At 74.8% G+C, this 23,637-nt stretch carries 20 protein-coding genes and 1 pseudogene; 18 read left to right on the top strand and 3 right to left on the bottom strand.

Annotated elements, in window-relative coordinates:
- On the bottom strand, positions 1-1,135 hold a 1,135-nt coding region (locus tag AWW66_RS32740), incomplete at its 3' end, for a DEAD/DEAH box helicase (RefSeq protein ID WP_245648333.1).
- Positions 1,136-1,353: 218 nt separating this feature from the next.
- Here AWW66_RS32740 and AWW66_RS16040 point away from each other — a divergent pair.
- The 11 genes from AWW66_RS16040 to AWW66_RS15990 all read left to right on the top strand — a co-directional run bounded on the left by AWW66_RS16040 (position 1,354) and on the right by AWW66_RS15990 (position 13,420).
- Positions 1,354-1,731: a hypothetical protein gene (locus AWW66_RS16040; protein ID WP_067366505.1), complete on the top strand. Its 378-nt coding sequence runs from the start codon at positions 1,354-1,356 to the stop codon at positions 1,729-1,731.
- A 161-nt stretch (positions 1,732-1,892) separates the two neighbouring features.
- Positions 1,893-4,739, top strand: a complete 2,847-nt coding sequence (locus AWW66_RS16035) for a Na+/H+ antiporter subunit A (RefSeq protein WP_067366502.1) — start codon at positions 1,893-1,895, stop codon at positions 4,737-4,739.
- Positions 4,740-4,855: 116 nt separating this feature from the next.
- Positions 4,856-5,335 carry a Na(+)/H(+) antiporter subunit C gene (locus tag AWW66_RS16030; RefSeq protein ID WP_067366517.1) on the top strand — a complete coding sequence of 160 codons (480 nt, stop codon included), beginning with the start codon at positions 4,856-4,858 and terminating at the stop codon, positions 5,333-5,335.
- Positions 5,335-6,852, top strand: coding sequence for a Na+/H+ antiporter subunit D (locus AWW66_RS16025; protein WP_067366499.1), 1,518 nt, complete (start codon positions 5,335-5,337; stop codon positions 6,850-6,852). The genes AWW66_RS16030 and AWW66_RS16025 overlap by 1 nt, the downstream gene beginning before the upstream one ends.
- Positions 6,849-7,412: a Na+/H+ antiporter subunit E gene (locus AWW66_RS16020; protein WP_067366496.1), complete on the top strand. Its 564-nt coding sequence runs from the start codon at positions 6,849-6,851 to the stop codon at positions 7,410-7,412. The genes AWW66_RS16025 and AWW66_RS16020 overlap by 4 nt, the downstream gene beginning before the upstream one ends.
- A complete protein-coding gene (locus tag AWW66_RS16015) occupies positions 7,409-7,672 on the top strand; it encodes an MrpF/PhaF family protein (protein WP_067366494.1) in 264 nt (87 codons plus the stop codon). The genes AWW66_RS16020 and AWW66_RS16015 overlap by 4 nt, the downstream gene beginning before the upstream one ends.
- Positions 7,669-8,004, top strand: a complete 336-nt coding sequence (gene mnhG / locus AWW66_RS16010; RefSeq protein WP_067366491.1) for a monovalent cation/H(+) antiporter subunit G — start codon at positions 7,669-7,671, stop codon at positions 8,002-8,004. Before AWW66_RS16015 ends, mnhG begins: the two co-directional genes overlap by 4 nt.
- A 236-nt stretch (positions 8,005-8,240) precedes the next feature.
- The gene (locus tag AWW66_RS16005; protein WP_067366488.1) at positions 8,241-9,803 is read left to right on the top strand and encodes a M28 family metallopeptidase; all 1,563 of its coding nucleotides are present in this window, start codon (positions 8,241-8,243) and stop codon (positions 9,801-9,803) included.
- 194 nt (positions 9,804-9,997) lie between these two features.
- Positions 9,998-11,356: a hemolysin family protein gene (locus AWW66_RS16000; RefSeq protein ID WP_067366485.1), complete on the top strand. Its 1,359-nt coding sequence runs from the start codon at positions 9,998-10,000 to the stop codon at positions 11,354-11,356.
- Between the two features lie 52 nt (positions 11,357-11,408).
- Positions 11,409-12,473, top strand: a complete 1,065-nt coding sequence (locus AWW66_RS15995; RefSeq protein WP_067366482.1) for a hemolysin family protein — start codon at positions 11,409-11,411, stop codon at positions 12,471-12,473.
- 11 nt (positions 12,474-12,484) lie between these two features.
- Complete coding sequence (locus AWW66_RS15990; RefSeq protein ID WP_067366479.1) at positions 12,485-13,420, top strand: sporulation protein; 936 nt, start codon at positions 12,485-12,487, stop codon at positions 13,418-13,420.
- Between the two features lie 47 nt (positions 13,421-13,467).
- Here AWW66_RS15990 and leuE read toward each other — a convergent pair whose 3' ends face one another.
- Both leuE and AWW66_RS15980 read right to left on the bottom strand, forming a co-directional pair.
- The gene (gene leuE / locus AWW66_RS15985; protein WP_067366476.1) at positions 13,468-14,136 is read right to left on the bottom strand and encodes a leucine efflux protein LeuE; all 669 of its coding nucleotides are present in this window, start codon (positions 14,134-14,136) and stop codon (positions 13,468-13,470) included.
- A gap of 148 nt (positions 14,137-14,284) precedes the next feature.
- Positions 14,285-14,929 (bottom strand): annotated as a pseudogene (locus AWW66_RS15980) (pyridoxamine 5'-phosphate oxidase family protein); the annotation flags it as partial.
- Positions 14,930-14,967: 38 nt separating this feature from the next.
- Between AWW66_RS15980 and AWW66_RS15975 the strand changes: the two are divergent.
- From AWW66_RS15975 to rny, 7 genes are all read left to right on the top strand, one after another.
- Positions 14,968-16,308, top strand: a complete 1,341-nt coding sequence (locus AWW66_RS15975; RefSeq protein ID WP_067366472.1) for an aminotransferase class I/II-fold pyridoxal phosphate-dependent enzyme — start codon at positions 14,968-14,970, stop codon at positions 16,306-16,308.
- A gap of 177 nt (positions 16,309-16,485) precedes the next feature.
- Positions 16,486-17,184, top strand: a complete 699-nt coding sequence (locus AWW66_RS15970; protein WP_067366470.1) for a UdgX family uracil-DNA binding protein — start codon at positions 16,486-16,488, stop codon at positions 17,182-17,184.
- Between the two features lie 219 nt (positions 17,185-17,403).
- Entirely contained in the window at positions 17,404-18,789 is a 1,386-nt protein-coding gene (locus AWW66_RS15965) for an MFS transporter (RefSeq protein WP_067366467.1), read from the top strand.
- A gap of 3 nt (positions 18,790-18,792) precedes the next feature.
- Positions 18,793-18,993, top strand: a complete 201-nt coding sequence (locus AWW66_RS15960) for a DUF3046 domain-containing protein (RefSeq protein WP_067366464.1) — start codon at positions 18,793-18,795, stop codon at positions 18,991-18,993.
- A 185-nt stretch (positions 18,994-19,178) separates the two neighbouring features.
- Complete coding sequence (gene recA / locus AWW66_RS15955; protein ID WP_067366461.1) at positions 19,179-20,228, top strand: recombinase RecA; 1,050 nt, start codon at positions 19,179-19,181, stop codon at positions 20,226-20,228.
- Positions 20,229-20,235: 7 nt separating this feature from the next.
- Positions 20,236-20,970, top strand: a complete 735-nt coding sequence (locus AWW66_RS15950) for a regulatory protein RecX (RefSeq protein ID WP_067366459.1) — start codon at positions 20,236-20,238, stop codon at positions 20,968-20,970.
- A 575-nt stretch (positions 20,971-21,545) separates the two neighbouring features.
- Complete coding sequence (rny, locus tag AWW66_RS15945) at positions 21,546-23,312, top strand: ribonuclease Y (RefSeq protein ID WP_067366456.1); 1,767 nt, start codon at positions 21,546-21,548, stop codon at positions 23,310-23,312.
- Positions 23,313-23,637 lie beyond the last annotated feature (325 nt).

The raw sequence follows: 23,637 nt of genomic DNA, 5'->3' as shown, positions 1-23,637 counted from the left end.
CACCACCGGCCGCCGGCCCGGCCGCTGCCGGCCTGCCGCTGGCCGGGTCGGTGCCGGCCTCCTCGGCGGCGAGTTCGTTGAGCCGGGCGCAGAGCCGTTCGGCGCTGCGCCGGGAGTTGGTGAAGACGATGGTGGAGCGGTGGGCCCGGATCAGCGCGAGGACCCGTTCCTCCACCGCCGGCCAGATCGAGGCGCGGCGGGGCCCCGGCCCGCCGAGGTCACCGTCGACGGGCCCCGCCGGCCAGCCCGGACTGCTCCCCGCCGGCTCGCCCGGGTAGGGGCCGGCCGGGTCGTCCCGGTGAGTGTGGGCCGGCGGCGACGGCGGCTCGTCCAGGGGGGTGTGGGCCGGCGGCGACGCCGGGTCGTCCAGGGGGGTGTGGGCCGGCGGCGACGCCGGGTCGTCCAGGCGGGTCATGTCCTCGACCGGCACCTGGACGTCCACCTCGATGGTCTTGTCGGTGGCCGGCTGCACCACGTCGACCGCGCGTGCGCCGCCGAGGAACCGGGCGCAGGTGTCGACCGGGCGGACGGTCGCGGAGAGCCCGATCCGCTGCGCCGGGGCCGGCAGCAGCGCGTCGAGGCGTTCCAGGGAGAGGGCGAGGTGGGCGCCGCGCTTGGTGCCGGCGACCGCGTGGACCTCGTCCACGATCACCGTCTCCACCCCCCGGAGCGACTCCCGCGCGGCCGAGGTGAGCAGCAGGAACAGCGACTCGGGCGTGGTGATCAGGATGTCCGGCGGGGTCCGGGCGAAGGCCCGCCGCTCGTCGGCCGGGGTGTCCCCGGTCCGCATCCCGACGGTGATCTCCGGCGGGGCGATGCCGAGCCGGGTGGCGGCCTGCCGGATGCCGGCCAGCGGGGCGCGCAGGTTCCGCTCGACGTCGACCGCGAGGGCCTTGAGCGGGCTGACGTAGAGGACCCGGCAGCGCCGCCGGGCGTCGGGCGGGGGCGGGGTCCGGGCGATCCGGTCCAGCGACCAGAGGAACGCGGCGAGGGTCTTCCCGGAGCCGGTGGGGGCCACCACCAGGGCGTTGCGCCCGGCGGCGACCGAGTGCCAGGCGCCGGTCTGCGCGGCGGTCGGCGCGGCGAAGGCCGCCGCGAACCATTCCCGGGTGGCCGGCCCGAACCCGCCTGGCATCCCGGCCGAGGCGGCGCTGGCGCTTCCGGTACCCGTCACCACCCCATGGTGCCCCGGTCGTGTGACATTTCCACGGCTGGCGGCGCTGTTCTGTCCAAGAGCGACGGGTAAACCAACAACTGCGATGTACGCGCGTTAAGTCTCACTTAACTGCTTGCATGTGGATCACAACATAACGTAACTTCACTCGCACCATGGACCCGGGGTGGGGAGAATCGATGGCCGTCGAGGAGCGTGGCTTCGAGTCCGGCACCGACGTGCTCATCCGCAAGGTCGACGGTCATCTCGCCGCCGTCCGGGTGGGTCTGCACGGCCCCGAGCTGGAGCTCGCCGAGCGGCTCGCCGGCTGCCTGCGGGAGCTGGTCGTCTCCACGGCCCAGGCCAGCGCGGCCGACCGGGGTCGGGTCCGGGCGGCGGTGCACTTCTTCGTGCTGCGGCGGGAGAGCCGGGGCCGGCTGCTGTCGGTGCGGTCGCTGGCCGCGGCGCAGCAGGTGGTCAACCGGGTGGCCCGCCAGCTCGGCCGGCCCGACCTGCTGGTGGAGACCCGCCCCGAGCGGCCGGCGGCCCGCACGCCGGGCGACGTGGTCGTGGGGTGAGTCGGCCCGCTCGCGTAGAAACCCCTTAAAGCTACAAAACCTCCTAAAGCGGATTTATTACGCAAAAGCCCTTCACCGGGCGACGAACTGGCGTCTGATCGCTGCTGAGGCCTTCCCGCGAGGCCCGGCCGCGCCGCGCCGCCCGTCGACCTGGAGCACCCGTGCTGGCACTGCTGATCCTCCACCTGGTGGCGGCGCTCGTCGCGCCGCTGCTGGTGCAGTGGTGGGGACCGCGCGCCTGCTGGCCGCTCGCGCTGGCGCCGGCGGCGGCGTTCGGCTGGGCGGTGCTGCGTACCCCGGCGGTCCGCGACGGCGGCGCGGTCGTCGAGACGTACCCCTGGGTCGGTCAGCTCGGCCTGGACCTCACCTTCCGGCTCACCACGCTGTCCTGGCTGATGACCCTGCTCGTCGGTGGGGTCGGGGCGCTGGTGCTGGTCTACTGCTCCCGGTACTTCGCCGCCGGCGCGGTGGGGCTGGCCCGGTTCGCGGGCGTCCTGGTCGCCTTCGCCGGCGCGATGCTCGGCCTGGTCCTCGCCGACGACCTGCTGCTGCTCTACGTCGGCTGGGAGCTCACCACGATCTTCTCGTACCTGCTGATCGGGCACAGCACCGAGCGGCGGTCGAGCCGGTGGGCGGCGGCCCAGGCGCTGACCGTGACCACCCTCGGCGGGCTGGCCATGCTGGTCGGGGTGCTCCTGCTCGGCGCGCACGCCGGCAGCTACCGGTGGTCGGTGATCAGCGCCGGACCGCTGCCCGGGGGCGCCCCGCTCATCGTCGCGGTGGTGCTGATCCTGGTCGGCGCGCTGTCCAAGTCGGCGATCCTGCCGTTCAGCTCCTGGCTGCCGGCGGCGATGGCGGCCCCCACCCCGGTCAGCGCGTACCTGCACGCGGCGGCCATGGTCAAGGCCGGCGTGTACCTGATCGGCCTGCTCGCCCCGGTGCTCGCCACCGTCACCGGGTGGCGGCCGGTGGTGCTCACGGCCGGACTGGCCACCATGATCGCCGGCGGCTGGGCCGCGCTGCGGCAGACCGACCTGAAACTGCTGCTGGCGTACGGGACGGTCAGCCAGCTCGGCCTGCTGGTGGTGGTGACCGGGGCGGGCACCCCGGACGCGGCGCTGGCCGCCACCGCGATGCTGCTCGCCCACGCGGCCTTCAAGGCGGCGCTCTTCCTCGTCGTCGGCGTGGTCGACCACGCCACCGGCACCCGCGAGGTGGCCGAGCTGTCCGGGGTGGGCCGGCGGGCCCCGCTGCTGTGCGGGATCGCCGTGCTCGCCGCCGCCTCGATGGCCGGGCTGCCGCCGCTGCTCGGCTTCGTCGCCAAGGAGGCGATCTTCGCCGCCTTCACCCACCAGCCGGTGGTCCTCACCGGGCTGGTTGTGGGCACCGTGCTCACCGTCGCGTACAGCGTCCGGTTCGTCTGGGGCGCGTTCGCCAGCAAACCGGGCGTCGCACCGAGCGAGGTCCTCGCGTCGAACGCCCCGATGCTGCTGCCACCGACCCTGCTGGCCGGGTTCGGGCTGGTCGCCGGCCCGCTCGCCGGTGGCCTGGACGGCCTGCTGCGGCCGTACGCCGAGTTGTTCGGCCGGCCCGGTGAGCACCTGGCGCTCTGGCACGGCCTCACCCCCGCGCTCGGCCTGTCGATCGTCGCCCTGCTCGGCGGCGGGCTGCTCTTCGCGCTGCGCGGCCCGCTCGCCCCGGCCTGCGCCCGGCTGCGCTCCCCGGTCGACAGCCAACGGGGGTACGAGTGGGTGGTCCGCCACTTCGACCGGCTCGCCATCGAGGTCACCGGCGCCACCCAGCGCGGCAGCCTGCCGCAGTACCTCGGCACGATCCTGCTCGTCCTGGTGCTGGTCCCGGGCACCGCGCTGCTGCTGGCCCGGCCCTGGCGGACCCGGATCGCGCTCTGGGACACCCCGCTGCAACTGGTCGTGGTGGGCGTCGTCGCCGTCGCGGCGGTGCTCGCGGTCGGCGCCCGCCGCCGGTTGACCGCGATGCTGCTGACCGGGGTCACCGGGTACGGCAGCGCGATGCTCTTCGTGTTCTACGGCGCGCCGGACCTGGCGCTGACCCAGTTCCTGGTGGAGACGGCCACCATCGCGGTCTTCGTGCTGGTGCTGCGCCGGCTGCCGGAACGCTTCTCGGCCCGGCCGCTGCGCCGCAGCCGGTGGGTCCGGCGCGGCGTCGGCGTCGCGGCGGGCGTGGTGGTGGCCGGCCTCGCCCTCACCGCCTCCGGCGCCCGGCAGGCCCCGACGGACTCGCTCGCCTTCCCGGAGCTGGCGGTCACCCAGGGGCACGGCCGCAACGTGGTGAACGTGACCCTGGTGGACATCCGCGCCTGGGACACCATGGGCGAGCTGTCGGTGCTCGTGGTGGCCGCCACCGGCGTGGCGAGCCTGGTCTTCCAGCGTTCCCGGACCGGCCCCCGGCCCCGCCGGCCGCAGCGGGACCGGGCACCGGCCGGGCCGCGCGACACCGACCGGTCGGTGTGGCTCCGGGGCGGGGCGACCCTGCGGGAGCGGCAGCGGTCGATCGTCTTCGAGGTGGTCACCCGGCTGCTGTTCCACACGGTGGTGCTCTTCTCGCTCTTCCTGCTCTTCTCCGGGCACAACGCCCCCGGTGGGGGCTTCGCCGGTGGCCTGGTGGTCAGCCTCGCCCTGGCGGTCCGGTACCTCGCCGGCGGCCGGTACGAGCTGGCCGAGGCGATGCCGGTCGGCGCGGGTACGGTGCTCGGCGCCGGCCTGGCGGTGGCGGTGGGCACCGGTGTGGTGGCGCTGCTGGCCGGTGGATCGGTGCTGGAGAGCACGAAGATCGACTTCTCGGTGCCCGTCGTCGGCGACGTCCACCTGGTGACGTCCCTCTTCTTCGACGTCGGGGTCTATCTCGTGGTGATCGGGTTGGCGCTGGACATCCTGCGCAGCCTCGGCGCCGAGGTGGACCGGCACATCGAGGCGGCCGGCGGCTCGGGCCGGGGCCCCCTGGTCGACCGGCCCGGGAGCGGATCGTGACGCCGGGGTGGATCGTGACGCCGGGGTGGATCGTGCTCCCACCGCCGGGCGGTGGGGCGGGGCCGGTCGGGCCGGCGGCGGGTCCGGCCGGGGCGGGCGACCTGGCGGTGCGGGTGGTGACGGAGGGCGTCGCCGGGCCGACCCTGGTGCTGGTGCTGGCCGTCGCGGTGCTCGTCGCGACCGGGGTGACCCTGCTGCTGGAGCGCAGCCTGACCCGGATCCTGCTCGGCATCATCCTGCTCGGCAACGGGATGAACCTGCTGGTCCTGCTCGGCGGGCGGGCCGGCGGGGCGCCGGTGGTCGGCGCCGACCCGGTGGCCCGGATGAGCGACGCGCTGCCCCAGGCGATGGTGCTCACCGCCATCGTGATCACCTTCGGGCTGACCGCGTTCCTGCTCGCCGTGGCGTACCGGAGCTGGTACCTGACCGGCAGCGACGAGGTGCAGGACGACCTGGAGGACCAGCAGGTGGTCCGGCTCGCCGAGCGCAACGAACTACCCGCCCGGGACCTCGGTGGCGAGGGGCCGGACGAGGACCCCGAGCAGGTGGACCCGCCGCCCCGGCACCACCGGCCGCAGGGCGGTGAGCCGCGATGATGTCGGCGCTCGTCCCGTTGCCGGTGGTGGTGCCGCTGCTCGGCGCCGCGCTGACCCTGCTGCTGACCAACCGGCCCCGGGCGCAGCGGGCGGTCAGCGTCGCGGTGCTCACCGCCACCGTGGCGGTCGCGGTGGTGCTGCTGGTGCAGGCGTACCGGTCCGGGCCGGTGGTGATGCACGTCGGCGGCTGGTCGGCGCCGGTCGGCATCGTCCTGGTCGCCGACGAACTGGCCGCGTTGCTGCTGGTGGTCTCGGCGGCGGTGACCCTCTGCGTGCTGCTCTACTCGATCGGCCAGGGGCAGGGGGACGTGGGGGAGACCGCCCCGGTCACCATCTTCCATCCCACCTACCTGGTGCTCACCGCCGGTGTCACCAACGCCTTCCTCGCCGGTGACCTGTTCAACCTCTACGTCGGCTTCGAGGTGCTGCTGGCCGCCAGCTTCGTCCTGATCACCCTCGGCGGCACCGAGACCCGGATCCGGACCGGCTCGACGTACGTCGTGGTCAGCGTCCTGTCGTCGATGATCTTCCTGGGCGCGGTGGGGCTGGCGTACGCCGCCACCGGCACCCTGAACCTCGCCCAACTCGCCCAGCGGCTGGACGCGCTGCCCGACAAGGTACGGCTGAGCCTGCAACTGATGCTGCTGCTCGCCTTCGGCGTCAAGGCGGCGGTCTTCCCGCTGTCGGCCTGGCTGCCGGACAGCTACCCGACGGCCCCCGCCCCGGTGACCGCCGTCTTCGCCGGCCTGCTCACCAAGGTCGGCGTCTACGCGATCATCCGGACCGAGACGCTGCTCTTCCCCGACAGCGTGTCCGACGTGCTGCTGCTGGTGGTGGCCGGGCTGACCATGCTGGTCGGGATCCTCGGCGCGGTCGCCCAGTCGGACATGAAACGGATCTTCTCCTTCACCCTGGTCAGCCACATCGGCTACATGATCTTCGGGGTCGGGTTGAGCACGGTGGCCGGGCTCTCCGGGGCGATCTTCTACGTCATCCACCACATCACCATCCAGACCACGCTGTTCCTGGTCGCCGGGCTGGTCGAGGTCCGGGCCGGCAGCACCGACCTGCGGCGCATCGGCGGACTGGCCCGGGTCGCGCCGATGCTCGCGGTGCTCTTCTTCGTTCCCGCCATGAACCTCGCCGGGATTCCGCCGTTCTCCGGGTTCCTCGGCAAGCTGGGCCTGCTCCAGGCCGGCGTCGCCGAGGGCACCCCGCTGGCCTGGGTGCTGGTCGCCGCCGGCACGGTGACCAGCCTGCTCACCCTCTACGCCGCGTCACGGGTGTGGGGCATCGCCTTCTGGCGGGCCCCGCAACTGGCCACCGCGGAGCCGCCCACCCGGCTGCCCGGCCTGATGGTCGGCGCGACGGCCGCGCTGGTCGTCCTCGGCCTGGCGCTGACCGTCGCCGCCGGGCCGATCTTCGACGTCACCGTCGACGCGGCCAGCGACCTGCGGGACCGCACGCCGTACCTGCGGGCCGTGCTGCCGGGCCTGGCCGACGGGGCGACGTCGTGAGCCCGACCTGGCATGCCCGGCTGGGGCGCTGGCGGGACCAGGCCATCGCGCTCGGCTGGCTGGTGTTGATCTGGAACCTGCTCTGGGGGCGGTTCACCTGGGCCAACCTGGTCGGCGGGTTGCTCGTCGGCGGGGCGGTGCTGGTGTTCTTCCCGCTGCCCCCGGTCACCTTCGGCGGCCGGCTCCGGCTGCGGGCCCTGGTCTCCATGGCGGCCTCGTTCGTGGTCGACCTGGTCCGGGCCAGCGTGCACGTCGCCGTGCTCGCCGTCCGGCCGGGCCCGCCGCCGCGCAGCGCGATCATCGCGGTGCCGCTGCGGGTCCACACCGACCTGAACCTGGCCCTCACCGCCGAGGTCGTCTCGCTGGTCCCCGGGACGCTGATCATCGACGTCGACCGAGACGACGCCGTGCTCTACATCCACGTGCTCGACCTGCCCGGCACCGGCGGCCTCGCGGCCAACCGGGAGCGGGTGCTGGCCGTGGAGCGGGGCATCGTCCGGGCGATCGGATCGGCCCGGGAACTGCACACCGTCACCGTCGACCGGGGGTCCGCGCCGTGAACACCGTCCTCGCCGTCCTCGTCACCGTCCTGCTCTCCGGGACCGCCCTGCTCGCGTTGGCCCGGATGTACCGGGGTCCCTCGCTGCTGGACCGGGTGATCGCCGCCGACATGCTGCTGGCGACGATGGTCGCGGCGGTGGGCGCGGAGGCGGCGGTGAACCGGCACGCCTCCACCCTGCCGGTGCTGGTGGTGCTGTCGCTGCTCGGCTTCATCGGCTCGGTGGCCCTGGTCCGCTTCGCCGTGCGGGAGGAGGCATGAGCCTCGGCACCGTGGCCGACTGGGCCGGCGCCGGCGCCCTGGTGGCGGGCGCGCTGCTCGCCCTGGCCGCCGGGATCGGGCTGCTGCGCTTCCCGGACACCCTCGACCGGATGCACGCCGCCACCAAGCCGCAGGTGCTCGGCGTGCTGCTGACCATGCTCGGGTTGGCGCTGCGGCTGCGCAGCCCGGCCGACCTCGGCATGGTCGCCCTGGTGGCGCTCTTCCAACTGGCCACCGCGCCGGTGGCCGCGCAGATGATCGGGCGGGCCGCCTACCGGACCGGCCGGCACGACCGGTCGCTGCTGGAGACCGACGAACTCGCCGACCGCTGACCCGCCGACCGGGTCGGCCGGTCGGTGGCACGCGAACCGGGGCAGGCGGTCCGGGTCCTCTGTCCGCAGAACCACCGAGCGGTCCCAATTCGGGGACTGCGACGATTCCCGCTCTTGCGTCTTGCCGGGCCCCGGGCCAGAGCCCACCCTCGTGCAGTGACGGTTGTCGATCAATGGCCGTCCGTCGGCCGGGCCCCATCCACACCCGGCCGGTCCCGCCCCCGACCGGAGGACCCATGAGATCCCGTACCCCCTGGATCGCCGTACTGGCCTCGGCGGCCGTGACCCTGGCGACCGCCACCGGCGCGGCCCCCGCCCCGCGCAGCGCACCGGCCCCCGCCCCGACGGCGTTGGCGGCCCCGACGGTGTTGGCGGCCCCGGACATCCCGGTGGCGAACGTGCAGGCCCATCTCAACCAGTTCCTCAGCATCGCCACCGCCAACGGCGGCAACCGGGCGCACGGCCGCCCCGGCTACCTGGCCTCCGTCAACTACGTCAAGGGTCGGTTGGACGCCGCCGGCTACACCACCACCGTGCAGTCGTTCACCTACAACGGCGCCACCGGGTACAACCTCATCGCCGACTGGCCGGGCGGCGACCCGAACGCGGTGGTGATGACCGGGGCGCACCTGGACAGCGCCACCGCCGGACCGGGGATCAACGACAACGGCACCGGCTCGGCGGCGATCCTGGAGGTCGCCCTCGCCGTGGCGCGCACCGGCTTCAGCCCCGACAAGCACCTGCGCTTCGCCTGGTGGGGCGCGGAGGAGCTGGGGCTGCGCGGCTCGCGGCACTACGTCACCGCGCTGCCGGCGGCCGAGCGGACGAAGATCAAGGCGTACCTCAACTTCGACATGGTCGGCTCGCCGAACCCCGGCTACTTCGTCTACGACGGGGACAACTCCGACGGGGTCGGCGCCGGTCCCGGCCCGGCCGGCTCGGCGCAGATCGAGCAGACCCTCCAGGCGTACTTCACCTCGATCGGGGTGCCGACCCGGGGCACCGACTTCGACGGGCGCAGCGACTACGGGCCGTTCATCAGCGCCGGCATCCCCGCCGGTGGCACCTTCACCGGCGCCGAGGGGACCAAGACCAGCGCCCAGGTCGCGCTCTGGGGCGGTACCGCCGGGGCGGCCTTCGATCCCTGCTACCACCGGGCCTGCGACAACCTGGGCAACGTCAACGCCACCGCGCTGGACCGCAACACCGACGCCATCGCGTACACCGTGTGGGCGCTGGCCGGGGCCGCGCCGCCGCCCGGCACCACGGTCCACACCGACGGCTTCGAGACCGCCACCGGCTGGACGGTGAACCCGGCCGGCACCGACACCGCCACCTCCGGCCGCTGGGAGCGGGGCGTCCCGGCGGCCACCAGCAGCGGCGGCGTGAGCACCCAACTCGCCGCCGCGACCGGCAGCTACGCCCTGGTCACCGGGGCGGCGGCCGGGGCCGCCGCCGGGGACAACGACCTCGACGGCGGGGTCAGCACGATCCAGTCCGGGCCGATCACCCTCCCGGCCACCGGCACGCTGACCCTGTCCCTGGCCGCGTACCTGGCCCACCTCACCAACGCCACCAGCGCCGACTACCTGCGGGTACGGGTGGTCGGCACGAGCACCGTCACCGCGCTGAACCTCACCGGCGCGGCGGTGAACCGGGCCGCCGCCTGGCAGACCACCAGTACGGACATCACGGCCCTGCGCGGGCAGACGGTCCGCATCGTCGTGGACGCCGCCGACGCGGGCACGGCCAGCCTGGTCGAGGCGGCCGTGGACGACGTCCGGATCGTGCAGAGCTGACCGGTCGACCGGGCTCCCGCCGACGTCCCGGCGAGCGGGGGCCCGGTCCCGCGCACCCACCGCGCGGACCCCGCGATCGCCGATAAAATGTGGCGCATGACCGACTCTTCTGCCCAGGAGGGCAGCAGTAGCCAGCCGGGCACTGCCCGGCGTTCCCCCGTCCCGACGACGCTCCCGGGAGCCGTGAGACTCCCGTGTTGATCCTCGTCGGGCTCGTCCTGATCACCCTGCTCACCGTCGCCACCGGGTACTTCGTCGCCCAGGAGTTCGGCTACGTCGCGGTCGACCGGGGCAAGCTCAAGCAACTCGCCGACCAGGGCGACCAGCCCGCCGCGCGGGCCCTGCAGGTCACCGCCCGGCTCTCCTTCATGCTCTCCGGCGCCCAGCTCGGCATCACCGTCACCGCGCTGCTGGTCGGGTACGTCGCCGAGCCGTACCTGGGCGCCGGGCTCGCCGAGCTGTTCGGTGGGGTCGGCGTCTCGTCGGCGGTGAGCCTGCCCCTCTCGGTCGCGCTCGCCCTGACCATCGCGACCGCGGTGCAGATGGTGCTCGGCGAGCTGGCCCCCAAGAACCTCGCCATCGCCCGGCCCGAGCCGCTGGCGCGGGCGCTGAGCCGGTCCACGCTGATCTACCTCAAGGTGGCCGGCCCGCTGATCAAGCTCTTCGACCGGGCCGCCGTACGGCTGCTGCGCCGGGTCGGCATCGAGCCGATCGAGGAGCTGCCCAGCGGCGCCACCCCGGAGGACCTGGAGCAGATCATCGCGGAGTCCCGCGAGGAGGGGCACCTCGACGCGGAGATGTCCGACCTGCTGGACCGGGGGCTCGACTTCCGGCAGCTCACCGCCGGGGAGGCCATGGTCCCCCGGGTCGACGTGCACACGGTCCGCGCCGACGAGCCGGTCAGCCGGGTGGTCGAGCTGCTCGACACCGGCCACTCCCGGTTCCCGGTCCGGGGCGCCGAGGGCGTCGACGACCTGGTCGGGGTGGTCGGCATCGCCGACGTGCTCGGCGTACCCCCGGCGGAGCGCGGCAGCACCCGGGTCGGCGCGGTCGCCGTACCGCCGCTGCTGGTGCCGGAGACCCTGCCGCTGCCGACGGTGCTGGACCGGCTCCGCTCCGGGCACCGGCAGCTCGCCTGCGTGGTCGACGAGTACGGCGGCTTCGCCGGCGTGATCACCCTGGAGGACCTCGCCGAGGAACTGGTCGGCCCGATCCGCGACGAGGACGACCCGCCCGAGCGGGCGCCCGCCCGGCAACCGGACGGCTCCTGGGTGGTGCCGGCCCGCTGGCGCATCGACGAGGTGGCCGACAGCACCGGCATCGCGCTGCCCGAGGCCCCCGAGTACGACACCCTCTCCGGGCTGGTCATGCGCGAGCTGGGCCGGGTGCCCGAGGTGGGTGACCGGCTGGAGATCGTGCTGCCGCCCGACGGCGAGGAGCCCAGGACGGTACCGACCGCCCTGGTCGAGGTCCTGGCCGTCGACCGGCACGTGGCCGACTCGGTCCGCATCCGCGTCGCCGCCCCCGAGGAGCGCACGGAGGTGACGGCGTGAGCGAACGCAGTGAACGAGTCGTCGGTCCGGCCCACGCCCAGGAGGTGACGGCGTGAGCCCCGGGATCGCACTGGCCGTGTCGGTGGTGCTGCTGGCCCTCAACGGGTTCTTCGTGGCCGCCGAGTTCGCCCTGGTGGCCGCCAAGCGGTACCGCCTGGAGCAGCTCGCCGTCGGCGGCGGCCGGGCGGCCCGCGCGGCCCTCGACGGGGTCCGCGAGCTGTCCCTGATGCTGGCCGGCGCGCAGCTCGGCATCACCCTGTGCACGCTGGGCCTGGGTGCGCTGGCCGAGCCGGCGATCGAGCGGCTGCTCGGCCCGCTGCTGCACGCGGCGGGGCTGCCCACCGCGGCGAGCCACGTCGTCGCCCTGGTCTTCGCGCTGAGCCTGGTCACCTTCCTGCACCTGGTGGTCGGCGAGATGGCGCCGAAGTCGTGGGCGATCACCCACCCGGAGCGGTCGGCGCTGCTGCTGGCCCTGCCGTTCCGGGCGTTCGCCCGGGTCGCCCGCCCGGTGCTGTCGGTGCTGAACGCGTGGGCCAACGCGATGCTGCGGCTGGTCAAGGTCAATCCGCAGGACCAGTTGGCCCAGGTCCACGGGCCGAGTGAGCTGCGCATCCTGCTGGAGCAGTCCCGTGAGCACGGGCTGCTCGGCGCGGAGCAGCACCAGTTGCTGACCAGCATGCTGGAGTTGCAGCGGACCACGGTGGCCGACGTGATGGAGCCGTTCGACCGGATCGTGACGGTCCGGCGCGACGACCCGGCGGACCGGATCGAGGAGGTCAGCCGGGACAGCGGCCGGTCCCGCCTGGCGGTGGTCGACGACAGCGGCGACGTGGTCGGCCTGGTGCACGTCCGGGAGGCGGTCCGGGCGGTGACGACCGGCCGGTCGGCGACCGCGGGTGAGCTGATGAGCAGCGCCTTCACCGTGCCGGCGGAGTCCACGGTCAACCAGGCGGTGGCCGCGATGCGGGGCCGCCAGACACAGCTCGCGCTGGTCCGCAACGGTGGCGGGCCGACCCGGCCGATCGGTTTCGTCGCGCTGGAGGACCTCCTGGAGGAGGTCATCGGCGAGTTCGACGACGAGACCGACCCGGTGCCCCGCGGGCGGCGGATGCGGTAGGAGCGACGGCGGTGCGGTTGACGGGGGTGTCACCGGAGTCCGGCTGGACCGGGCTGTCGGTGCACACCACGGTGACCAATCCGAGCACCCGCCCCGGGCTGCGGCTGCCGGGGCGGGTGACGCTCGCCGCCGGCGGCGACGACGTGCCGGTCCGGCACATCCGGCTCGGCCTGGTCGTGCAGGCCGAGCCGGACGACCCGGCCCGGGGGCCCCGCCTGGTGCAGTACCACCAGGTCGCGATCGCCGGCCGGTTCGTGGTGCCGGCCGGCCGCCGCCGGGCGGTGGACTTCGCGTTGCCGCTGCCCTGGGAGGCCCCGGTGACGATCTTCGGCGGGGTACCGCTGATGGGGTTGCGCACCGGGCTGCGCACCGAGGTCGCCGTCGGGCCCGACCCCGAGGTGGGCCAGGGCGCGATGGTGCCGGTCTTCGTGCATCCGCTCCCCGTGCAACAGCACGTCCTGGCCGCCCTGGATTCTCTCGGCTTCGTGCTGCGCCAGGCCGCCCTGCAACAGCGCCGGCTGCCCGGGGTGGAGCAGGCGCTGCCGGTGCACCAGCGGCTCGGGTACTGGGTGGCCCCGCTGTACGCCGGCCCGATCACCGAGCTGGAGGTGATCTTCGTGGCGAACCCGGCGGGCCTGGAGGTGCTCCTCTGGGCCGACCGCCGGCTGGCCCTGGCCGGGGCCACCCACCAGAGCATCAGCCGGTTCCGGGTGTGGCACGCCGGTGCCGAGCGGCAGGACTGGCCGGCCGTGGTGGACGGGTGGCTCCGGTCCACGATCAACCGGCACGCCGAGATGGCCGCCCACGCCGACTGGTCCGCGCAGGTGACCGAGTCGGCGCACGTGAGCCGCCACCCGGACGGGCCGGGCCCGGCGGGCTACGGGCTCGGCGGGATGACCGGCGAGGGCGCCGGCCCCGGCGGTGGTGGAGCCGGCGACGGCACCTGAGCCCAGACGGTGGCCGGTCAGACGGTGCCGGCTCAGACGGTGCCGGCTCAGACGGTGGCGGTGGCCAGTTTGATGCTGAACCCGAGGAAGAGCGCGGCGACCCCGGTGGTGGCCCCGGCGGCCAGCCGGCGGCGCTCGGCGAACTGCGCCGCCAGGAAGGTGCCCGCGAAGATCAGCACGCTCAGGTACAGCACGCTGGACACCTGGGCGATCAGACCGAGCAGCAGGAACGACAGTGCCGGCCAGGGGTAGGTCGGGTCGACGAACTGGATGAAGAACGAGACGAAGAAGAGGATCGCCTTCGGGTTGAGCAGGCTGATCACCATCGCCTTGCGGAACGGGCTGCGCAGCGCGGCCGGCTCGGCGGCGTCGATCAGGCGCGGCGTGTCCGGGTCGTGCCGGGTCCGCCAGCGCCGCCAGGCCCCGAGCAGCATGGTCACCCCGACGTACCCGAGGTACGCCGCACCGGCGTACTTGACCACCAGGAAGATCGGCGGGTACGCCTTGAGCAGCGACGCCACCCCGGCGGCGGAGAGGACCATCAGCACCCAGTCGCCGACGAAGACACCGGCCGCCGCCCGGTAGCCGGTCCGTACCCCGCGTCGGGCGGCGGTGGAGAGGACGAAGAGCGAGTTGGGACCGGGCAGCAGGATGATCGCCACGGTGCCCAGCACGTACGTCCAGATGTCGGTGATACCCAGCACGGCGGTCATCATCGCCCCGCCGGTACGCCGCGTCGATGGCTGTCCCGCAGGCTGATGTGTGCCGTCGACCACTTATCGAGGACCGTCACGACTGCGCCGGCCGTCACCGTGGCGCCGGGGCGGGTGGCGTCGGGCCGGACGACGTCGGCGCGGGCGTCGGCGGGGGGTCGCCGGCCGGCAGGTACCCGGGGGCGGGGACGCCGACTCCGGCGTCCGGCTCCGGGCGGCCCGGGGTGAGCCGCAGCGGCACCACCCCGGCCCAGTACGGCAGGTCGAGATCCGCCTCGTCGTCGCCCACCCCACCGGCGCGGGCGCGGAGCGAGACCTCCCGCAGCGGCAGCGCCAGGACGGCGGTCTCGGCCAGTTCCCGGCGGTTCGGCGGTCGGGTCTCCCGGCTGCGGCCGGGGCCGACCTTCTCCACCAGGGCGGTGAGCACCTCGGTCTTCTCCCGGTCGTCGGTGACCAGGTGGGCGGTGCCGTGCACGACCACCGAGCGGTAGTTGGCGCTGTGGTTGAACTGGGAGCGGGCGTAGACCAGGCCGTCGAGGAGGGTGACCGAGACGCAGACCGCGAGCCCGTCCGGCCCCCGGGCGGCCAGCAACGGCCGGCTGCCGGTGGAGCCGTGCAGGTAGAGCGTGTCCCCGACACGGACGTGCAGGGTGGGCAGGATCCGGGGCTCGCCGTCGACGACGAAGCCCAACGCGCAGTGGTACGCCTCGTCCAGCACCGCGTGGACGGCGGCCCGGTCGTGGCTCATCCGGTCCCGCATCCGGGTGGCGGTGGTGCGGTCGGTCGGTGGGTACACGAGACACCCCGTCTTTGTTCTAGTACAATCCTCTGTTTGTGTCAGCACGCTATCAGATCGGCGGCGCCACGGCGGCCGAGATCTCGGCCAGTGTCGAGGCGGGCATCCGCTCCGGCACCCTCCCGGCCGAGACCGCGCTGCCCCCGGTCCGGACGCTCGCCGCCGACCTCGCCGTCAGCCCGGCCACCGTCGCGCGGGCGTACCAGGAACTCCGGCAACGGGGTCTGGTCGCCACCGCCGGCCGGCACGGCACCCGGGTCCGGGCCCGCCCACCGGTCGCCACCCGCCGGGCCGCGCTGCGCCCGCCCCCGACGCCCGGCACGCGCGACCTCTCCGGGGGCGAACCCGACCCGGCCCTGCTGCCCCCGCTCGGCCCGCACCTGGCCGCGCTCGCCGCGACGATCGGCCCCCCGACCGGGTACGCCACCGTCGGGGTCCTGCCCGAGGTGGCCGGGGCGGCCCGCCACCGGCTCGCCGCCGACGGGGTACCGGTCGACGACCTGACCCTCACCGGCGGCGCCCTGGACGGCATCGAACGCCTGCTCGGCGCCCACCTGAGCCCCGGTGACCCGGTGGCCGTGGAGGACCCCGGCTGGGCCAACCTGCTCGACCTGGTCGCCAGCCTCGGGCTGCGCCCGATCGGGGTACCCGTCGACGACGAGGGCCCCGCCGTGGCCGGGGTCCGCGCCGCCCTCACCGCCGGGGCCCGCGCGCTGATCGTCACCAGCCGCGCCCAGAACCCGACCGGCGCCGCCGTCACCGCCGACCGGGCCGCCGCCCTGCGTACCCTCCTCGCCGACCGGCCCGACCTGCTGCTCGTCGAGGACGACCACGCCGCCGAACTGGCCCGGGTACCCCTGCACCCGCTCGCCGGGGCGACCCGCTCCTGGGCCTTCCTCCGCTCGGCGAGCAAACCGTACGGCCCCGACCTGCGGCTGGCGGTGCTCGCCGGGGACGAGACGACCGTGGCCCGGGTCGCCGGTCGGGCCCGGGTCGGCGCGGGCTGGGTCTCCACCGTCCTGCAACGCCTGGCCCTGGCCCTGTGGCAGGACCCCGGCACCGCCGCCCTGGTCGACCGGGCCGGCCGTACCTACCAGCGGCGTCGTACCGCCCTGCTGGCCGCCCTCGCCGAGCGGGGCGTGGCCGCCCACGGCCGTACCGGGATCAACGTCTGGCTGCCGGTGCCCGACGAGACCAGCGCGGTGACCGCCCTGCGCGACGCCGGCTGGGCGTTGGCCCCCGGCGCGCAGTTCCGCATCGCCGCCCCGCCCGGCCTGCGCCTCACCGTCAGCGCCCTCACCGACGCCGACATCGTCCCCCTCGCCGACGCCGTCGCCCGCGCCCTGCACCCGCCGCCCCCCACCACCTTCACCGCCTGACCCGCCCCGCCCCTGCCCGCTCTCCCGCCCCCGGCGACGGCGGTTCTCCGACGCGACACGCCGGGACAGGCGACGCTTTCCGCACACCGCTGCACCCCAGCCCGGCCCGCCCCGGGCACCGGGCGGGCTCGGCGGGTCCGTCGCGTGTGCGGCGAGGGAACGGGTACAACAGTCCGCATGTCCGAGATCGACACCGCCCCCGGCGCCCAGCAGTTCATCCCACCCCGGGCCGACACCCTCGACGAGTTGCGGGCCGCCGCGCGCGACTGCCGGGGCTGCGAGCTGTACCGGGACGCCACCCAGACGGTCTTCGGTCGGGGCGACGCGCACGCCCGCCTGGTCTTCGTCGGCGAGCAGCCCGGGGACATGGAGGACCAGAAGGGGCTGCCCTTCGTCGGCCCCGCGGGCCGGCTGCTGCGCCGGGCGGTCGACGACGCCGGCCTGGACCCCGGGCACATCTACCTGACGAACACCGTCAAGCACTTCCGGCACGAGTTGCGGGGCCGGCGGCGCATCCACCAGACCCCGGACCAGGTGCACGTCACCGCCTGCCGCCCGTGGCTGGTCGCCGAGTTCGCCCGGCTGCGCCCGGAGGTCGTCGTGGTGCTCGGTGCCACCGCCGCCAAGGCCCTGCTCGGCCCCTCGTTCCGGGTCACCCGGCAACGCGGCGAGCTGCTGCCCTGGCCGGCCGCCGCGCAACGCCCGCAGGACTTCGCCCGGGTGCCGGTGGACAGCGCCGGTGCCGTCGCCGACGCCCCGCCCGCGCGCCTGCTCGCCACCATCCACCCCTCCGCCGTGCTCCGCGCCGACGACCAGGACCGGGCGTACGCGGGCCTGGTCGCCGACCTCACCACCGTCGCCCACGCCCTGGGGTAAGGAAGGGCCCCCTATTAACGCCTGGGGTAGAGCAGGGGCCCCCTATTAACATCCGGGGTGTTAACAGGGGGCCCCTGCGCACACCCCCCTGCCAGCACCCCGGCCACCCGGCCACCCGGCCACCCGGCCACCCCGGGACGCACCGGTGCGCCGCCGGCACCGGCCCGCGCGTCGCATCGTCACACCGCTGACCGGGGCGGAGCCGTCGAGGAGCCCGCGATGACCGTCGAGCAGAGCGCGCCACCCCGCCACCGGCCGGACGTCGCCGTGGTCCAGCGGCGCACCGTACGCCTGCTCGCCGGCACCCAGGTCCTCGGCGGGACCGGGGTGACCATCGGCGTCGCCGTCGGGGCGCTGCTCGCCGCCGACCTCGCCGGTACGGCGGTGGCCGGCCTGGCGCAGAGCGCCGCCGTGGTGGGCGCCGCCCTGCTCGCCGTCCCGGTCACCCGCCTGATGACCGGGTACGGGCGGCGGCCCGGTCTGGCCCTGGCGTACCTGGTCGGTGCCGCCGGCGGAGTGCTGACCGTGCTGGCGGCGGTCACCGGGTGGGTACCGCTGCTCTTCCTCGGCATGCTGTTCTTCGGCGGGGGCAGCGCGGCGAACCTCCAGGCCCGCTACGCCGCGGTCGACCTGGCCGAGCCGGCCCGCCGGGGCCGGCAGCTCTCCGTGGTCGTCTGGGCGACCACGGTCGGCGCGGTGGTGGCGCCGAACCTCGCCGCGCTGGCCGACCGGCTCACCACGGGCTGGGGGCTGCCCCCGCTGGCCGGCCCGTTCGCGTTCAGCGCCGTGGCGTTCGTCGCCACGGCCGGGGTACTTCTGATCTTCCTCCGTCCCGACCCGTTGCTCACCGCCCGCCGGCTCACCGCCGACCCGGGCGTGCCGACCGACCCGGGCGCGGTGAACGAACGCAGCGCGGGGGCCGACCCGGGCGCGACGGGGGCCGGGTCGGGCCCTGCCCCCCGGCCGGCCGGGAGCCTGCGCGCGGCCTGGGCCCAGGTGCGCCGCCGGCCGGCCGCCCGGCTCGGCGTCGCCGCCGTGGCGGTGGGCCACCTGGTGATGGTCGCGGTGATGGTGATGACCCCGGTACGCCTGCACGAGGCGCACCACGACGGCGACGTGCTGCCGGTGGTGGGTCTGGTGCTGAGCCTGCACATCGCCGGCATGTACGCCGTCGCCCCGCTGGTCGGCTGGCTCACCGACCGGCTCGGCCGGCGGGCCGTCGTCCTCGGCGGGGCCGGGCTGCTGCTGGCCGCCTGTGCGGTCGCCGGCACCGCCGGGCACGACACGCCCCGGCTCGCCGCCGGCCTGGTCCTGCTGGGGCTGGGCTGGTCGGCGACGATGGTGGCCGGCTCCACGCTGCTGTCCGAGTCGGTCCCGGTGCCGGTCCGGCCGACGGTGCAGGGGCTGGCCGACCTGATCATGGGGCTGGCCGGGGCGGGGGCCGGTGCGGCCAGCGGGTTTGTCGTGCAGACGGCGGGATATCCGGTCCTCACCCTGCTTGCGGCGGTCGCGGTCGGGCCGCTGGTGGCGCTGGCGCTGCGACCGGTACCGTCGCGGGGTCCGGGCCGGGACGACGCCGGGGACGTGCCGGACGAGGAGGAGTGACACGTGCGGCTGACCGACTTCTGGGACCGGCTGGAGGAGGCCTTCGGCCCGGGGTACGCGGCCAGCATCGCCGCCGACCAGGTGCTGTCGCAACTCGGCGGGCGCACCATCGAGCAGGCGCTCGCCTCGGGTGAGGAGACCCACGTGGTGTGGCGGGCGGTCTGCGCCGCGTACCCCGACCGGGTGCCCGCGCGACTACGCTGAGCAGCGGTTTCGGTGCTGCCGCGTGTCGCTTGTCGAGTCGTACACCTGTTCGGCTATTGTCCACAGCGGGGTGCTCGTCCACAGCTCGCGGCCCGTCGGCTGGTTTTCTGTCGGACCCAGCGCCTAGCGTGTCCCGCGTGACGAGAAGCTCAGGAAAGACGCCGGCGAAGGCAGGGGTGGCAACCATGGCGGCAGGGCCTGACCGGGAGAAGGCACTCGACCTTGCTCTCGCTCAGATCGACAAGCAGTTCGGCAAGGGTTCGGTGATGCGGCTGGGGGAGCGGCCGGTCATCCAGACCGCGATCATCCCGACCGGCTCGATCGCCCTCGACGTGGCGCTCGGCGTGGGCGGCCTGCCCCGGGGCCGGGTGGTCGAGGTCTACGGCCCGGAGTCCAGCGGTAAGACGACGGTCGCCCTGCACGCGGTGGCCAACGCCCAGCGCAACGGCGGGATCGCCGCCTTCGTCGACGCCGAGCACGCCCTCGACCCGGAGTACGCGAAGGCCCTCGGCGTCGACACCGACGCCCTGCTGGTCTCCCAGCCGGACACCGGTGAGCAGGCGCTGGAGATCGTGGACATGCTGGTCCGCTCCGGCGCGCTCGACATCATCGTGATCGACTCGGTCGCCGCGCTGGTGCCGCGTGCCGAGATCGAGGGCGAGATGGGCGACAGCCACGTCGGCCTCCAGGCCCGGCTGATGAGCCAGGCGCTGCGCAAGATCACCGGTGTGCTCAACAACACCGGCACCACGGCGATCTTCATCAACCAGCTCCGCGAGAAGATCGGCGTCATGTTCGGCAGCCCCGAGACCACCACCGGTGGCCGGGCGCTGAAGTTCTACGCCTCGGTCCGGCTCGACGTGCGCCGGATCGAGAGCCTCAAGGACGGCACCGACGTGGTCGGCAACCGGACCCGGGTCAAGGTCGTGAAGAACAAGGTCTCCGCGCCGTTCAAGCAGGCCGAGTTCGACATCATGTACGGCAAGGGCATCTCCCGGGAGGGCTCGCTGATCGACGTCGGCGTCGAGCAGGCGATCATCCGCAAGTCCGGCGCCTGGTACACCTACGACGGCGACCAGCTCGGCCAGGGCAAGGAGAAGGCCCGCGAGTTCCTCCGGGAGAACCCGGACGTGGCCGCCGAGATCGAGAAGAAGATCCTGGAGAAGCTCGGCGTCGGCGCCGCTGCGGGCGGCGACGCCGCCGGCGGCCCGGAGCTGCCGCCGGTCGACTTCTGAGCGCCGGGTGGCCGGACGACGCGCCCGCACGGGGCGGGGCTGGGACGCCAGTCCACCCCGGGCGGGTGAGGCCACCAGCACGCCCCGCCCCCGCCGGGGACGCGGTGACGGGAGTGCTTCCGGGTCGACGGGGTTCGGCGGGGGCACCGAGCCGGGGGTAACCGGTGCGGAGCCGGCCCCGCCCCGGGACCCCGCCGAGGCGGCCCGCCGGGAGGCGGAGCTGGCCCGGGAGATCTGCCTGCGGCAACTCGCGGTCCGTCCGCGTACCCGGGCCGAGCTGGCCGGCGCGCTGACCCGGCGGGGGATCTCCGAGGAGGTGGCCGCCTCGGTCCTCGACCGGTACGACGAGGTCGGGATGATCGACGACGCCGCCTTCGCCCGCGCCTGGGTGTCGAGCCGGCACGCCGGTCGCGGGCTGGCCCGCCGGGCGCTCGCCACCGAGCTGCGTCAGCGGGGCGTGGCCGGCGAGGTGGCCGGTGAGGCGCTCGACGCGCTGGACGAGGAGACCGAGGCGCAGACCGCGCGGGCCCTGGTCGACCGCAAGCTGCGGACCGCCCGGGGCGAGCCGGACGCGGTCTTCCGTCGCCTGGTCGGCATGCTGGCCCGCAAGGGCTATCCCGCCGGCGTGGCGATCCGGGCGGTGAAGGACGCGCTCGCCGCGCAGAGCGCCGAGGCGGCCGAGTTCGCCGACGCGATCGACGCCGACGCGCTGGCCGACGCCGAGGGGGAGCCCGACCGCTGACCGGAGCCGGTGGTTGACCAGGGCGACCAGTCGGCGCGGCGGCGGGGCAGCCGGCCGGGCCGGAGCGTCGCCACCGGGTCCGGGAGGCCGGCGGCGCATCGGGCGAGGGGCGGTGGGCGGCCCGACAACGGGGCTCTTTGTCCTCTCGTGTCCGGACTGTCGGTGGGCAGGGAGTCACCCCTCAACTTCGCTCCGTTCGGGGGGTTTGATCATGACTCCTTGACCAGAGGGCCATCGGCGACCTAGCCTCGCCATACAAGCTCATTGCCCGACCGATGCAGGCTAAGCGCACAACATAGAACGCATAACGGAACAGCATCACTTTGCACGGCTCCCACGGACGTGGATCGGCGACCGCCGCCCGCGCCGGTGGGTGCTGGCGCGATAACTGCACCCCGCCGTCGGCGGTGCCCGAGGGGCGCCGCCGTCGGAAGGCTACCCAGGCCAGGCGCTCCGGTCGGGCGTCACGAGCCGCAGGCAGCGTGCCCACCGGCGCGACGGCTGCGGCGCCGACGTTCAGGGGAGGCGGCCATGGCGGGGCGGCAGAGGTACACCGGTGGCCCCACGGAGGCGGCATGAACGCCTTCGACCTCGTGCTCCTCGTGACGGTCGTGCTCCTGACCCTGGTCGTGGTCGGCGCGGTGCTGTTCGGGGTACGGGTGCTGCGCCGGCTCGCCGTGACACCGGCGGCCGAGGACCCCGCGTTCATCGCCGAGAAGGACCGTCAGGAGCAGTCCCTGGCCGCGTTGCGCACCGCCGCCGACGAGGCCAACAGCACCATCGACGTGGCGAAGTCGATGGCCGCCGCCGCCCGGGCCGAGGCGGCTGCCGCCAAGGCGGAGGCGAAGGCCGCCCGCGCCGAGGCCCGCCGGGTGCTCGACGCCGCCCGGGTCGAGGCGGACACCGTCCTGGAGCGGGCCCACAAGCAGGCGGAGACGGACGCCGAGCAGTTGCGCACGACCGCCCGGCGCAGCGGCGAGCGGGAGGTCGCCGTCCTGGCCGCCACCACCCGGGAGCAGGCGGCCGAGGTGGAACGGCGGGCCGCCCGGATGGACGAGCGGGAACGGCTGCACACCGAGGAGGTGGAGCGGCTCGCCGAGCGGGAGCGGCAGCTCACCGCCGCCAGCGCCGCCCTGGCCGCCCGGGAGTCGGCGCTGGTCCAGCGCGAGCAGGAGGTGGCCGAGGCGGAGGAGCAGCGCCGCCGCGAGCTGGAGCGGATCGCCGGGCTCACCGCCGAGGTGGCCCGGACCGAGCTGGTCGAGGCGATCGAGGGCCAGGCCAAGCGGGAGGCCGCCCTGCTGGTCCGCGACATCGAGTCCGACGCCCGCAACACGGCCGAGCAGCGGGCCCGGCACATCGTGGTGGACGCTATCCAGCGGGTGGCCAGCGAGCAGACCGCGGAGAGCGTGGTCAGCGTCATGCACCTGCCCGGCGACGAGATGAAGGGGCGGATCATCGGCCGGGAGGGGCGCAACATCCGCGCCTTCGAGTCGGTCACCGGGGTCAACCTGATCATCGACGACACCCCCGAGGCGGTGCTGCTCTCCTGCTTCGACCCGGTCCGCCGGGAGGTCGGCCGGCTCACCCTGGAGAAGCTGGTGCTGGACGGGCGCATCCACCCGCACCGGATCGAGGAGGTCTACGACCTGGCCCGGCAGGAGGTGGAGCAGCTCTGCCAGCGCGCCGCCGAGGACGCCCTGGTCGAGGTCGGCATCACCGAGATCCACCCGGAGCTGGTCACCCTGCTCGGCCGGCTGCGCTACCGGACGTCGTACGGGCAGAACGTGCTCAAGCACCTGGTGGAGACCGCGCACATCGCCGGGGTGATGGCGGCCGAGCTGCGGCTGGACGTGCCCACCATCAAGCGGTGCGCGTTCCTGCACGACGTCGGCAAGGCGCTCACCCACGAGGTGGAGGGTAGCCACGCCATCATCGGCGCCGACCTGGCCCGCAAGTACGGCGAGAGCGAGGACGTGGTGCACGCCATCGAGGCGCACCACAACGAGGTACCGCCGCAGACCATCGAGGCGGTGCTCACCCAGGCCTCCGACGCCTGCTCGGGCGGCCGGCCCGGGGCCCGGCGGGAGAGCCTGGAGGCGTACGTCAAGCGGCTGGAGCGGATCGAGGAGATCGCCGCCGGCAAGCTCGGCGTGGAGAAGGTCTTCGCCATGCAGGCGGGCCGGGAGATCCGGGTGATGGTCAAGCCCGACGACGTCGACGACATTGGCGCGGCGGTCCTGGCCCGGGACGTGGCCAAGCAGATCGAGGAGGAGCTGACGTACCCCGGTCAGATCCGGGTGACCGTGGTCCGCGAGTCCCGGGTCACCGAGATCGCCCGCTGAGCGAGCGGGCTGCGGCGGCCGGCGCGGCCGGCCCGCTCGTGCCGGTGGCCCGCGCCGCCGTTCGTGCCGGTGGCCCGCGCCGCCGTTCGTGCCGGTGGCCCCGGGCCGCCGCACCCTGCCGGTGGCCCGCGCCGCCGCACGTCCCGGTGGCCCGTCCCGCCCACAGCCGGGACTGCCGCGCGTGGCCCCGCTGGGGCCGACGCCGTGGGGACGGACGGCGCTGGGGCCGACATCGGTAGGACCGACGTGGGTAGGCCGACGTGGGCAGGACCCACGTCGCGGGGGCCGTAGGAGACGAGGGCGCTGCCCGTCGGCCGTGGACGGC

Origin of the sequence: Micromonospora rosaria (genome assembly GCF_001567585.1) — a bacterium.
GTDB classification, from domain to species: domain Bacteria; phylum Actinomycetota; class Actinomycetes; order Mycobacteriales; family Micromonosporaceae; genus Micromonospora; species Micromonospora rosaria.
This window is presented reverse-complemented; position numbering and strand designations above follow the sequence as displayed.

Bases quoted from the DNA above. Each gene is read 5' to 3' on its own strand.
- AWW66_RS16040 (WP_067366505.1), top strand. From the start codon at position 1,354: ATGGCCGTCGAGGAGCGTGGCTTCGAGTCCGGCACCGACGTGCTCATC.
- AWW66_RS16025 (WP_067366499.1), top strand. From the start codon at position 5,335: ATGTCGGCGCTCGTCCCGTTGCCGGTGGTGGTGCCGCTGCTCGGCGCC.
- mnhG (WP_067366491.1), top strand. From the start codon at position 7,669: ATGAGCCTCGGCACCGTGGCCGACTGGGCCGGCGCCGGCGCCCTGGTG.
- AWW66_RS16005 (WP_067366488.1), top strand. From the start codon at position 8,241: ATGAGATCCCGTACCCCCTGGATCGCCGTACTGGCCTCGGCGGCCGTG.
- leuE (WP_067366476.1), bottom strand. From the start codon at position 14,136: ATGATGACCGCCGTGCTGGGTATCACCGACATCTGGACGTACGTGCTG.
- AWW66_RS15970 (WP_067366470.1), top strand. From the start codon at position 16,486: ATGTCCGAGATCGACACCGCCCCCGGCGCCCAGCAGTTCATCCCACCC.
- AWW66_RS15965 (WP_067366467.1), top strand. From the start codon at position 17,404: ATGACCGTCGAGCAGAGCGCGCCACCCCGCCACCGGCCGGACGTCGCC.
- recA (WP_067366461.1), top strand. From the start codon at position 19,179: ATGGCGGCAGGGCCTGACCGGGAGAAGGCACTCGACCTTGCTCTCGCT.
- rny (WP_067366456.1), top strand. From the start codon at position 21,546: ATGAACGCCTTCGACCTCGTGCTCCTCGTGACGGTCGTGCTCCTGACC.